Source organism: Acetobacter papayae JCM 25143 (assembly GCF_000613285.1).
GTDB lineage: Bacteria > Pseudomonadota > Alphaproteobacteria > Acetobacterales > Acetobacteraceae > Acetobacter > Acetobacter papayae.
In genome coordinates, this window is the sequence record NZ_BAIN01000031.1 from 17,770 (window position 1) to 30,917 (window position 13,148).

Sequence of the window (13,148 nt, forward strand, 5' to 3'; positions counted from 1 at the left end):
TGATGGATCAATTATCATCCAGGAAGGAGCGCAGCTTGCGACTGCGGCTCGGATGTTTGAGCTTACGCAGGGCCTTGGCTTCAATCTGGCGAATACGCTCACGCGTAACGTTGAACTGCTGCCCGACTTCCTCAAGCGTATGGTCGGTGTTCATGCCGATACCAAAGCGCATACGCAGCACACGCTCTTCACGCGGGGTGAGCGAGGCCAGAACCCGCGTCGTAGCTTCGCGCAGGTTGGTCTGGATAGCCGCATCCAGCGGAATGACTGCCGATTTATCCTCGATGAAGTCACCCAGATGGCTGTCTTCCTCATCCCCGATCGGGGTTTCAAGGGAGATCGGCTCCTTGGCGATCTTGAGAACCTTGCGCACTTTTTCAAGCGGCATACCCAGCTTTTCGGCTAGTTCTTCCGGCGCGGGCTCACGCCCGATCTCGTGCAGCATCTGCCGCGAGGTACGCACCAGCTTGTTGATGGTCTCGATCATATGCACGGGGATACGGATCGTGCGTGCCTGATCCGCAATGGAGCGGGTTATGGCCTGCCTGATCCACCACGTGGCATAGGTGGAGAACTTGTAGCCGCGGCGGTATTCGAATTTGTCCACGGCCTTCATCAGGCCGATATTGCCTTCCTGAATAAGGTCAAGGAACTGCAGGCCACGGTTGGTATATTTTTTGGCGATCGAAATCACCAACGCAGGTTGGCCTCGATCATTTCCTTTTTGGCGCGGGCTGAATCACGCTCGCCACGGGCCACGGTGGCATAAACGCGGCGGAACTCGCCAATCGGCAGGCCGGTTTCCTGCGCCAGTGCGGCTACCTGCGCGCGCAGGTCGTTAACCGTATCGGTGTGCTTTAGCACGAAGTTTTTCCATGAACGCCCCGGCAGGCGGCCACGGCCTCCATCCAGCCCGGATCAAGTTCGCGACCGCGATACTTCATCAGGAAGTCATCACGCGAGACGCGGCAGCTTTCCGCCAGACGCAGCATGCGCCCTTCGAACACGTTCAGCTTCTGGAACATTTCCTTAAGCTGGGCCACCAGTCTTCGATCCGGTTGTTGTGCAGGTGAACCTGCTCAACCTTGCTCACCAGCTTGTCGCGCAGAATCGCGTAGTCTTTCTCGAACGTACCGCCCACATCCTCGCCCGAGGTCAGAGCCTCAATACGCGTGACCTGTAGCTTGCGAAGCTGTTCGTAAAGCGGGCCGATTTCTTCGAAATGCGCCAGAATTTCAGGGCGGAGTTTTTCTTCCAGCGCGGAAAGCGACAGGCCGCTGCCCTCGCCTTCGATATCGCCTTCGGATTCCTGCTCTTCGGTTTCCTCGGCCTCGTTTTCAGACTCGGCAAACTCGCCTTCAGCCCCCTCGCCGTCCTCCGGCGGGTTGCCACCATTCTGCATGGCTTCAAGGTCAACGATGTCGCGCAGCAGCATTTCGCTGCTCAGAATTCTTTCATGCCAGGAGATGATGGCGCGGAAGGTCAGCGGGCTTTCGCACAGACCGCCGATCATTTCGTCACGTCCGGCTTCGATCCGCTTGGCGATGGCGATTTCGCCTTCGCGCGAGAGCAGTTCAACCGTGCCCATCTCGCGCAGATACATCCGCACGGGGTCATCGGTACGCCCAACGCTTTCCGCGTTTACATTACCTGTGGGGCTTTCGCCGTCGGCCTCGGCCTCGGCTTCTTCCTCTTCTGCCTCGTCATCAGCTTCGGACTCCTTGGGGCTTTCGGCCTCGTCGGTATCCTCGCTCTCGACAACCTGAATGCCCATCTCGGACAGCAGAGCCATGATGTCCTCGATCTGTTCAGACGACATCTTGTCCTGAGGCAGAACAGCATTGAGTTCATCAAACGTGATGCACCCGCGTTCACGCCCCTTGGCAATCAGCTTCTTTACTGATGAGGACTGCGTGTCCAGCAGGCTGGTATCGCCATCCTGCTCTTGCGCCGCGTTTGTCGATGCCGTTTTTGTCGCCATACCAGACCTGCTCCTCCGCGCCCACATCCCGCCTGAATGCAGAACGACCAGTTTACCATGTACCACTCACGTTCCAGCGCGGGCAGGAGGTGGGATATCCTGCGCCGCAAGTCAAGGGGAACACGCCCCAGAACATTTCCTGTCCGTGCTAAAATTCCGTATCGTCGAGGCTGCCGCGCCTCAGGCGCTCGCGTGCTTCCAGCCGGGCCTGAAGCCGCGTCCACTGATCGGCATCGCCGTTTTTTTCAGTAAAGCTGGCAATATCGCGTTCGACTTCGGCCTCGAACCGCGCCCGATCCAGCAACCCGTAAAAATGCCACCACTGTGTCCTTGCAGACACAAGCTGCGCCGGGTCCATCACATCATCCGACCGTGCGGCATACCCGTCTTCTTCACGCATGAAAGCGCGAATGGTTTCCTCCAGATCGTTCTGCGTCACCCATGTCCATAGCGCTGCGGCGCTGGCGGGCTGTATACCTTCCGCCGAAAAATCCAGCAATGCGGCGCGTACGGCGGCAAAATCCGCAGCAAGATCGAGCCTGCACAGAGCTTCCTCCACATCAGGCACCAAAGCCGGATACCGCAGCAGCACGCTCAGCAGCAGACGATGCCGCTCACGCGTCTGATCCAGTAGGACAAATGTGGTGGGCCCGGCCTCGGTCTGCCAGCCCCGCCCCGTCCCCCCGGTGCACCACCGCCTTTTCCCCGCCCGCTGCTTCTGAAACGGGTAAAAAAATGATCCAGCAGGGTGCGGCGATATTCCGAGGCCAGCGCCTTGTCCGCAATCAGGGCCGCACTTTCGGTCAGCTTATGGCGCAGGGCCGCACGTTCCTCCGGGCCGGGCTGCACCATACCCCCCGCCAGCAGGTCGAACAGCACATCGGACAGACCCCGCGCGCCCCCAAACAGCCCCGCCACCGCCTGCGCACCTCGCCCACGCACGAGGCTGTCAGGGTCTTCTCCCTCGGGCAGCAGGCAGAAGCGCAGCGTATGATCCGCCTTGAGCAGAGGCAATGCGGTCTGCGCTGCCTTGACCGCTGCACGCCGCCCGGCGGCATCCCCATCGAAACACAGAATAGGCGCACGATCGACCTGCCACAGCACCTCAAGCTGCTCGGGCGTCAGCGCCGTGCCAAGTGGCGCTACAGCCCCCGTAAAACCGGCCTGATGCAGGGCAATGACATCCATGTACCCTTCCACCACCACCAGATCCGGGGCGGATACACCTTTGGGCCGTGGCGCGCGTATGGCCGCCCGCGCCCGATCCAGCCCGAACAGAAGCCGCCGTTTTGAAAACAGCGCCGTTTCCGGCCCGTTCAGGTATTTGGGCTGGCCATCACCCAGAATACGCCCGCCAAACGACACCAGCCGTCCCTTGCGGTCGCGAATGGGAAACGTAACGCGGCCCCAGAACAGTTCCCCCTTGGGCCGACCGTCCTCATCGAGCCGCATCAGCCCGGCTTCTGCCATCTGGACTGGGGTTATCCCCTCACGCTCCAGAACCGCCGCCAATGCGCCGCGTCCCTCACCGGCCCAGCCCAACCCGAAAGAGGCAATGGTTTCGCGCGTCAGCCCCCGGCCCAGCAGGTAGTCCAGCCCGGCCCGGCCTTCGGGCTGGTAGAGGGCCTGCGCCCACAGAGCCTGCGTGGCGTTGAGCACATCTTCCAGCGAGCGTGCATGCACCACGGCCTCGCGGCTTTCGCGCGTCTGGGCAGGCACTTCCAGCCCGGCAGCCGAGGCCAATTCCTCTACCGCCTCTGGAAAGCTCCGCCCCTCGCTCTGCATGACAAAGGAGATCACATCGCCATGCACGCCGCAGCCAAAGCAGTGGAAGTGATCGTCGTAAACATAAAAAGAGGGCGTTTTCTCGCCATGGAAAGGGCAGCACCCTTTCCAGTTTCGGCCAGAGCGGGTGAGTTTGACCCGCCGCCCAATAACCGAGGTTATGGGTGTGCGGGCGCGCAGCTCGTCAAGAAAACCGGCGTCAATAGCCATACAACACCGCTCCCTGCCCGCCTGTTACCCGAAAACCCGCCACCCGCGCCAAGATTAACCCAGCAGCGCCTTAACCGATGCACTCGCGCGGCCCATGTCCAGTTCCGCGCCAAAGCGGCCTTTCAGCACCGCCATGACCTTGCCCATTTCCTTGATAGAGGTGGCACCACTTTCCGTAATGGCGGCCTGCACGGCGGCGGCCAGTGTGGCATCATCCATTTCCGGCGGCAGATAGGCGCGGATCACGCAATTTCGGCTTCTTCCTTGTCCGCCAGTTCGGGGCGACCACCATCGCGGTACAGCGTGGCGGATTCCACCCGCGACTTGATCATGCCACGCAGGGCCGACACGCCTTCATCCTCGCTCAGCCTTCCGCACCCTTGGCGCGACCGGCGATCTCAACATCCTTGAGCTTGGCGGTAATCATGCGGATTGTCGTCACCCGCGCGCTTTCACCCGCCTTCATAGCGGTTTTCAGGTCGGACATCAGTTGATCTCGAAGGGACATCGGTTTGCTCCTGCATGACTTCCCGCACGACAGCCCGTGCGCTTGATCCGGCGCACCTTATCACCCCAGCCCCGCGAATTCACCCGCCCGAATGATGGAAAAGCGACACAGTTGGGAAAAAACTTCCCAACTCACCTTTATCGCACTTCAGGCGGGTGGGAATTTTCTTCCCATTCGTCCCGATGGGGTGCTAGACAACCCACACACCAGATGCCCCAATAACGTCACAGGTGGGAGGCAGAGCTAGGCCATGTCCATGTCGATCGACTCCATCATTGCCCGCCTTGGCGGGCCAGAGGCCACAGCCAGCCTGACCGGCGTGGGCACTGAAGCCATTCGCAAATGGCGGCAGGCGCAGGCCATACCGGCCCGGCACTGGCCCGTTATCGCTCAGGCCGCGGGCCTTTCGCTTGAAGACTTCCGCCCCGCCTCCACCGTGACAGACAGACCCTCCCCCTCAACGGGAAGCAGCAAGACAGGAACCCCCATGCCCGACGCCCGCCCGGACGGCGCCACCGCCGCTCTTGTTCTCGCCGATGGAAGCGTATTCTGGGGAAAAGGCTTTGGCGCCTTTACCCCCGCGCAGAGCGCGGCCGAAAACGCAGGCCAGTCCATGGGCGAAATCTGCTTTTCCACCAGCATGACCGGCTATCAGGAAACCCTGACCGACCCGTCCTTTGCCGGGCAGATCATTACCTTCACCTTCCCGCATATCGGCAATGTCGGCGCCAATGAGGAAGATGACGAGGCAACCCGCGTGTTCGCCCGTGGCCTTGTGGTCAAGGAAGATGTGACCGCGCCCGCCAACTGGCGCGCGACCGAAGGGCTGGATGCATGGCTGAAAGCCCGTGGCGTAAGCGGCATTGCCGGGGTCGACACCCGCGCGCTGACCCTGCGCATCCGCGATGGCGGGCCGCAGACAGCCATCCTGCTCTTCCCGCAGGATGGACGGATCGAACCTGAAGCCGCTGCCGAAACCGCCCGCGCATGGCCGGGCCTCGAAGGCATGGATCTGGCGCAGGAAGTCACTTGCGAAGCCCCGTATCAGTGGACGCATGGCGTGTGGGAATGGCCCCATGCCACCCGCGCCGTGCCTGAAAAGCGCCGCCGCGTCGTTGCGGTGGATTTCGGAGCCAAGCGCAACATCCTGCGCTGCTTGGTTGCCGCGGGCTGCGATGTCACGGTTGTGCCCGCCACTACCAGCGGCGAGGAAATTCTCGCCCTCAAGCCAGAAGGCGTGTTCCTCTCCAACGGCCCGGGCGACCCGGCTGCAACCGCGCGTTACGCGGTGCCCGCCATCCGCACCGTGCTTGAGGCTGGCGTGCCGCTGTTTGGTATCTGCCTTGGCCATCAGCTTCTGGCCCTCACGCTGGGTGCCAAAACCTACAAGATGGAACGCGGCCACCGCGGCGCAAACCAGCCGGTAAAGGATCTGGCCAGCGGCCGGGTGGAAATCACCAGCCAGAACCACGGTTTTGCCGTGGACGCCAAAACCCTGCCCGAAAACGCGCATGTAACGCATGTCAGCCTGTTCGACGGCTCGAACGAAGGCATTGCCTCCGACCGTTACGCAGCTTTTTCCGTGCAGTACCACCCCGAGGCCAGCCCCGGCCCCTCGGACAGCTTCTATCTCTTCGAACGCTTTACCGCCCTGATCGACCGCACCGCCGGCGCCCACAACTGAACTGACAGGATCGACGCATCATGCCCAAACGGACAGACATCCGCTCCATCCTCATCATCGGCGCAGGCCCCATCGTTATCGGGCAGGCGTGCGAGTTTGACTACTCGGGCGCTCAGGCCTGTAAGGCCCTGAAAGAGGAAGGCTACCGGGTCATTCTGGTCAACTCCAACCCGGCCACCATCATGACCGATCCGGGGCTGGCCGACGCAACCTATGTCGAGCCTATCACCCCCGAAGTGTCGAGCGCATTATCCTCAAGGAACGCCCGGATGCGGTCCTGCCCACCATGGGCGGGCAGACAGCGCTCAACACCGCAATGGCGCTGCATGCCTCGGGTTTTCTCGAAAAGCACAATGTCGAGCTGATCGGCGCCAAGGCCGATGTGATCGACCGCGCTGAAGACCGGCAGAAATTCCGCGAGACCATGGATGCCATCGGCATTGAAAGCCCGCGCAGCCTCATTGCCCACACCATGGCCGAAGCGCACGAAGCCCTGCGTGAAATCGGTTTTCCCGCGATTATCCGCCCCTCCTTCACCATGGGTGGTTCAGGCGGCGGCATTGCCTATAACCGCGAGGAGTTCGACCAGATCGTAGCCTCCGGCCTCGATGCATCGCCCACCACGGAAGTGCTGGTGGAAGAGTCGGTGCTGGGCTGGAAAGAATACGAGATGGAAGTCGTGCGCGACACGGCGGACAACTGCATCATCATCTGCTCCATCGAAAACATCGACCCATGGGGGTTCATACCGGGGATTCCGTCACGGTCGCACCTGCGCTTACGCTGACCGACAAGGAATACCAGCGCATGCGTGATGCCTCCCTTGCCTGCTTGCGGGCAATCGGGGTTGAAACCGGCGGCTCCAACGTGCAGTTCGGCGTCAACCCCAAAGACGGCCGCATGGTGGTCATCGAGATGAACCCGCGCGTTTCGCGTTCATCGGCACTGGCCTCCAAGGCAACGGGCTTCCCCATTGCCAAGGTCGCGGCCAAGCTGGCCGTGGGCTACACGCTGGACGAACTCAAGAACGACATCACCCGCACGACCCCGGCCTCCTTCGAGCCGACGATCGATTATGTCGTTGTTAAAATTCCGCGCTTTACGTTCGAAAAATTCCCCGGTGCACCGGCCTGCTGTCCACCTCCATGAAATCGGTGGGCGAAGCCATGGCCATTGGCCGCTCCTTCGCCGAGGCGCTGCAAAAAGGCCTGCGTTCCATGGAAACCGGGCTGAACGGCCTGGACCCCGTGGACGTGCCGGGCGATGGCGGGGTGGATGCGTTCCGCGCAGCCCTGTCCCAGCAGCGGCCCGAGCGTATTCTCATGGCCGCACAGGCCCTGCGCGCGGGGCTTTCGGTCGAGGATATTCACGAAGCCTGCAAGTTCGAACCGTGGTTCCTGCGCCAGCTTGAAACCATTGTGGCGGCCGAACGCGCCGTGGAAAACCACGGCCTGCCGAAAGACGCACAGGGCCTGCGCCAGCTCAAGGCACTTGGCTTTTCCGATGTGCAGCTCGCGCGCCTGTCCGGCACGCAGGCTGCCGAAGTGGCCAAGCTGCGCGAGGCGGCTGGTGTGGTGCCTGCCTACCGCCGGATCGACACCTGCGCGGGCGAGTTCAGCTCTGCCACGCCGTATATGTATTCCAGCTACGAAGGGCTGTTTGCCGCTCCGAGCTGTGAATCCGCTCCCACCGACCGTGAAAAGATCGTCATTCTGGGTGGTGGGCCGAACCGGATCGGTCAGGGTATCGAGTTCGACTACTGCTGTGTGCATGCCGCCTACGCCCTGCGTGAGGCCGGTTATGAAACCATCATGGTCAACTGCAACCCTGAGACTGTCTCCACCGATTACGATACATCGGACAGGCTGTATTTCGAACCGCTGACAGCCGAGGATGTCATCTCTCTCATCCGCTGCGAGCAGAGCCGCGGCAGCGTGAAGGGCTGCATTGTCCAGTATGGCGGACAGACACCGCTCAAGCTCTCCCGCGCGCTGGAAGCGGCTGGTATTCCGCTGCTGGGCACCCCGGCCGATGCTATCGACCGTGCCGAAGACCGCGAGCGCTTTCAGGCCATGCTGCACAAGCTCGGCCTGCGTCAGCCCGAAAACGGCATTGCGCGCAACCTTGAAGAGGCCGAAATCGTGGCCGAGCGCGTGGCTACCCGGTTGTGGTGCGCCCCTCCTATGTGCTGGGTGGCCGCGCGATGGAAATCGTGTACGACCGGGCATCGCTCCAGCGCTACATGCGCGATGTGCTGCGCCTTGCCGGGCATGAAATCTCCTCTGGCCCGATCCTGCTGGATCGCTACCTGAACGAAGCGATCGAAGCGGATGTGGACTGCATTGCCGACGGCACCAGCGTTTATGTGGCTGGCGTCATGGAGCATATCGAGGAAGCGGGCATTCATTCCGGTGATAGCGCCTGCGCCCTGCCGCCCTACACGCTCTCACCCGCTATCGTGACCGAACTCAAGGCCCAGACCGAGGCCATGGCGCGGGAACTGGGCATTGTTGGCCTGATGAACGTGCAGTACGCGATCAAGGATCAGGAAGTGTTCGTGCTCGAGGTCAACCCGCGTGCCTCGCGCACGGTGCCGTTCGTGGCCAAGGCAACCGGGGTGCCGGTTGCCAAAATTGGCGCACGCGTGATGGCGGGCGACAAGCTGTCCTCCTTCAACCTCGATGACCGGGCTGTGGTGCCTCATGTGGCGGTCAAGGAAGCCGTATTCCCCTTCAACCGCTTTGCGGAAGTGGACATTATTCTCGGGCCAGAAATGCGCTCGACGGGTGAGGTCATGGGGCTGGATACGTCGTTCGAGCGGGCTTTTGCCAAGTCGCAGCTTGGCGCAGGTGTAAAGCTGCCTGAAAGCGGCACGGTGTTCCTGTCCGTGCGCGCGAGTGACAAGCCGCATTTGCCTGCACTGGGTCGCCTGCTGGCCTCGATGGGGTTCAGAATTCTGGCAACACGCGGCACGGCAAGCCGCCTGCGCGAGTCCGGTATTGAGGTGGAACTGGTCAACAAGGTGCTGGAAGGCCGCCCCCACTGCGTGGATGCCATCCGCTCGGGCGATGTGCAGATGGTCATCAACACAGCGCAGGGTGCGCAGTCGGTAGCGGACAGCTTCGATATCCGCCGCTCGGCACTGGTGCTGGGCGTTCCGCACTACACAACCATGGCCGGAGCACGTGCTGCTATCCACGCCATTGCGGCAATGCGCGAGGGACCGCTTGATGTTGCGCCGCTTCAGTCATACTTTAGCGGATCGTTCTGAACACTTTACCGTGCGGCGGGGGGCTATGCCCTCTGCCGCACGGTAAGGCGCGTATGCAACCAGCGTGTCGGCCCCAGAGGCCGACAGTTTTTATTCCGGGGACTTGTCTTGCAGAAAACTCCGATGACAGGCAATGGCCTTCAGCTTCTCGAAGATGAGCTGCGCAAGCTCAAATCCGAGGAGCGTCCTGCGGTGATCCGCGCCATCGCGGAAGCCCGCAGCCACGGCGACCTGTCAGAAAATGCCGAGTACCATGCCGCGCGTGAGCGCCAGTCCTTCATTGAAGGGCGGATCATGGAACTGGAAGAGCTGATCTCCACTGCCGAGGTAATCGACCCCAGCAGCCTTTCGGGCAGCCATGTCAAGTTTGGCGCGACTGTCTGCCTGGTGGATGAAGATACCGACAAGGAAATCACCTACCAGATCGTTGGCCTGCATGAAGCCGATATCAAGCAGAGCAAAATTTCCATTTCCTCACCGCTTGCCAAGTCACTGATTGGCAAGCAGGAAGGCGACACCGTGTCTGTGCCCGCCCCCGGCGGCGACCGCACCTATGAAATCCTGTCCGTAAAATTTATCTGATATGATCTCCCTTCAGGATATCACCGCCGCGGCCGACAGGATCCGCGGCAAGGTGATCCGCACCCCCACCATTGCCTCGCACTCCCTCTCACGCGCGACGGGGGCCGAGATTACCCTCAAGCTCGAAAACCTTCAGGCGGTGGGGTCTTTCAAGGAACGTGGGGCAGCCAACAAGCTCGCCCTGCTGAGCCCGGAAGAGCGTGCGCGTGGCGTTATCGCGGTTTCGGCTGGCAATCATGCCCAAGGCGTTGCGCGCCATGCCAGCCTGCTGGGAATTGACGCGGTTATTGTCATGCCGCGTTTCACGCCCGGTGCGAAGGTGGTGCGTACCCGCGACTGGGGTGCGCGCGTCGTTCTTGAAGGGGACAATTTTGCCGAGGCGCTGGCCTTTGCGCAGGATATGCAGGCCCGCGAAGGCCGCACCTTCATCCACCCTTATGATGATGCCGCCATTATGGCCGGTCAGGGCACCTGCGCGCTGGAACTGCTGGAAGATGCAGGCGAGCTTGATGCGCTGGTGGTACCCATTGGCGGTGGCGGCCTGCTTTCAGGCTGTGCGGTGGCGGCACGCGCCATGCGCCCCGACCTGCGCCTGATTGGCGTGCAGGTGGAAAAATACGACTCCCTGTGCGCGTTCCCCGGTCAGGCCACCATGCCTACTGGCGGGGCCACCATTGCCGAAGGCATTGCCGTGCTCCAGATCGGGCAGCAAACGGATGAAGTTATCCGCAAGCTGGTGGATCAGGTGCTGGTCGTGCCCGAATGCGCGCTGGAAACCGCCATTACCCTGCTGGCCGAAGGGGCCAAGCAGGTGAGTGAAGGAGCCGGGGCCGCAGGCCTTGCCGCCGTGCTGACCTACCCAGACCTGTTCGCGGGCAAGAAAGTGGCGCTGCCTGTCTCGGGCGGGAATATCGACAGCCGCATTCTGGCCAATACCCTGCTGCGCGCCATGCTGCGCGATGGGCGTATCCTGCGGCTGGTTATGGAAATTCCTGACCGCCCCGGCGTGCTGGCCGATATTTCGCGCACTATTGGCGCGGCGGGCGGTAATATTATCGAAGTTTCGCATCAGCGGCTTTTTGCAGCGCCGTCCGTACAGGCGGCCGAGCTTGAAGTCATGATTGAGGCGCGTGACCCGGCGCATGCCGAACGCATCACACAGGAACTGGAAAAGAGCTACATCGTCCGCCGGGCCTGAACCTGCCTTTGTTTCCACACGTTCTCATGGCACTGTCTGGCGGATACAAACACCCGAACCCATAACCGGCAAAAACAAAAAACAGAGGCCCGTTCATGACTTCGCCCGCACCACAGCCAAAACGTCCTGTCATGCTTGTCATTCTAGACGGCTTCGGCTGGCGGGAGGAAACGGATAACAACGCCGTCCATCAGGCCAGCACCCCCAGTTTTGACGCCCTGTGGCGCGAAAACCCGCATAGCTTCCTGCGCACAAGCGGCGAGGATGTGGGCCTGCCTCAAGGCCAGATGGGCAATTCCGAAGTCGGGCACCTGAATATTGGCGCAGGCCGCATTGTCATGCAGGAACTGCCACGCATTTTCTCCGCCATTGAAGATGGCAGTCTGGCCGCATCTTCTGTCATGACGGATTTCATTGCCCGGCTGAAGGCCAGCGGCGGCACCTGCCACCTGATGGGCCTTGTCTCCCCCGGTGGCGTGCATTCGCATCAGGACCACGCAGCAGCACTGGCCCGCATTGTGGCGGCAGCAGGTGTGCCTGTGGCCTTTCACCTGTTTACAGATGGCCGCGACACGGCCCCGCGTTCAGCCCGCGATTATGTGCGCCAGCTTCAGGAAAGCCTACCAGCCTCCGTGCAGCTTGCCACGCTGTCCGGGCGTTACTACGCCATGGATCGTGACAAGCGCTGGGACCGGGTGGAAAAAGCCTATAACGCAATTGTCTGCGCACAGGGCGAACACGGCACCACCCCGGATGAGGTGATCGCCTCTGCCTATGCTGCGGATGTTTCTGACGAATTCATTATCCCCACCGTTCTGCCCGGCTATGCTGGCATGAAGGATGGCGATGGCATCCTGTCTTTCAACTTCCGGGCTGACCGTATCCGCCAGTTGATGGATGCCCTGCTTGAGCCGGGTTTTGACGGCTTTGCCCGTGCGCGCATCGTCCGTTTTGACGCCGTGGCTGCCATGACGCAGTACAGCGAATCACTGGGCGCGCGCATGACGGTGCTGTTCCCGCCCGAAACACTGGACAACCTGCTGGGCGAAGTTGTGGCCAGCGCGGGGCTGCGCCAGCTCCGCATGGCGGAAACCGAAAAATACCCGCATGTGACCTACTTCATGAATGGTGGCCGCGAAGCCCTGTTCGAAGGTGAAGACCGCATTTTGGTGCCCTCCCCCAAAGTCGCCACCTACGATCTACAGCCGGAAATGTCCGCTGCCGAACTGACGGACAAGGCTGTAAGCGCCATTGACAGCGGCACGTATGACCTGATCGTGCTCAACTACGCCAACCCCGACATGGTGGGCCATACCGGTATTCTGGAAGCTGCCGTCAAAGCGGTAGAAGCGGTGGATACCGGGGTGGGCCGCATTGCTCAGGCCATTACCCGCAACGGCGGCGCGCTGCTGATAACGGCTGATCATGGAAACTGCGAAACCATGATCGACCCCGAAACCGGCGGGCCGCACACAGCCCATACGCTCAACCTCGTGCCACTGGTGGCTCTTGGCGCGGGCGACAGGCCCCTGCGGGATGGCGGGCGTCTGGCCGACCTCGCGCCCACGCTGCTCGATATCATGGGCCTGCCCAAGCCCGCCGACATGACGGGTTGCTCGCTGCTTACCCCCTGAATGAACGCGCACCGGCTTTTCCCCCGCCCTCCAGCGGCCCTGTCGCCCACAATCCGGCGGCAGGCGAGAGCAAGCACACGGTGCCCCATACAGAGGCCCGGACGGTCTTTTGCACTGCTCCGGGCCGTATTGCTGCCAGCCCTGCTCTGTGCTGGGGCTGGTGCCACCTTCCCCCACAGTCCGGCACAGGCGGCAGCGGCCAATACGGCCCATAAACCGCACCACGCCCACCATACCACGCCCCATACATCCGCCAGCCCATCGGGCAGTCACTCGGTCGTTCAGGCCCGCCACG

The 13,148-nt window shown here is 61.8% G+C and carries 7 protein-coding genes and 4 pseudogenes; 6 read left to right on the top strand and 5 right to left on the bottom strand.

Going from position 1 to position 13,148, the window contains the following annotated elements; translation table 11 throughout:
- Positions 1-7: 7 nt before the first annotated feature.
- The 5 genes and pseudogenes from rpoD to JCM25143_RS18225 all read right to left on the bottom strand — a co-directional run bounded on the left by rpoD (position 8) and on the right by JCM25143_RS18225 (position 4,484).
- Positions 8-694, bottom strand: coding sequence for an RNA polymerase sigma factor RpoD (gene rpoD / locus JCM25143_RS25205; RefSeq protein ID WP_369347367.1), 687 nt, complete (start codon positions 692-694; stop codon positions 8-10).
- A complete protein-coding gene (locus JCM25143_RS25210; RefSeq protein ID WP_369347366.1) occupies positions 691-864 on the bottom strand; it encodes a hypothetical protein in 174 nt (57 codons plus the stop codon). The genes rpoD and JCM25143_RS25210 overlap by 4 nt, the downstream gene beginning before the upstream one ends.
- Positions 858-2,008 (bottom strand): annotated as a pseudogene (locus JCM25143_RS25215) (RNA polymerase sigma factor region1.1 domain-containing protein). The gene JCM25143_RS25210 and the pseudogene JCM25143_RS25215 overlap by 7 nt, the downstream one beginning before the upstream one ends.
- A 121-nt stretch (positions 2,009-2,129) precedes the next feature.
- A pseudogene (gene dnaG / locus JCM25143_RS18220) lies at positions 2,130-3,976 on the bottom strand (DNA primase).
- 54 nt (positions 3,977-4,030) lie between these two features.
- A pseudogene (locus tag JCM25143_RS18225) lies at positions 4,031-4,484 on the bottom strand (GatB/YqeY domain-containing protein).
- 250 nt (positions 4,485-4,734) lie between these two features.
- Between JCM25143_RS18225 and carA the strand changes: the two are divergent.
- The 6 genes and pseudogenes from carA to JCM25143_RS23900 form a co-directional block, all read left to right on the top strand.
- Positions 4,735-6,168: a glutamine-hydrolyzing carbamoyl-phosphate synthase small subunit gene (gene carA / locus JCM25143_RS08875; RefSeq protein ID WP_025860846.1), complete on the top strand. Its 1,434-nt coding sequence runs from the start codon at positions 4,735-4,737 to the stop codon at positions 6,166-6,168.
- Between the two features lie 20 nt (positions 6,169-6,188).
- Positions 6,189-9,439 (top strand): annotated as a pseudogene (gene carB, locus JCM25143_RS18230) (carbamoyl-phosphate synthase large subunit).
- 108 nt (positions 9,440-9,547) lie between these two features.
- A complete protein-coding gene (gene greA, locus JCM25143_RS08900) occupies positions 9,548-10,021 on the top strand; it encodes a transcription elongation factor GreA (protein ID WP_025860852.1) in 474 nt (157 codons plus the stop codon).
- Between the two features lies 1 nt (position 10,022).
- Positions 10,023-11,219 carry a threonine ammonia-lyase gene (locus tag JCM25143_RS08905; RefSeq protein WP_025860853.1) on the top strand — a complete coding sequence of 399 codons (1,197 nt, stop codon included), beginning with the start codon at positions 10,023-10,025 and terminating at the stop codon, positions 11,217-11,219.
- Positions 11,220-11,314: 95 nt separating this feature from the next.
- Entirely contained in the window at positions 11,315-12,853 is a 1,539-nt protein-coding gene (gene gpmI, locus JCM25143_RS08910; protein ID WP_025860855.1) for a 2,3-bisphosphoglycerate-independent phosphoglycerate mutase, read from the top strand.
- Positions 12,854-13,148: hypothetical protein (locus tag JCM25143_RS23900; protein WP_234395142.1), on the top strand; the 295-nt coding region annotated here is incomplete at its 3' end.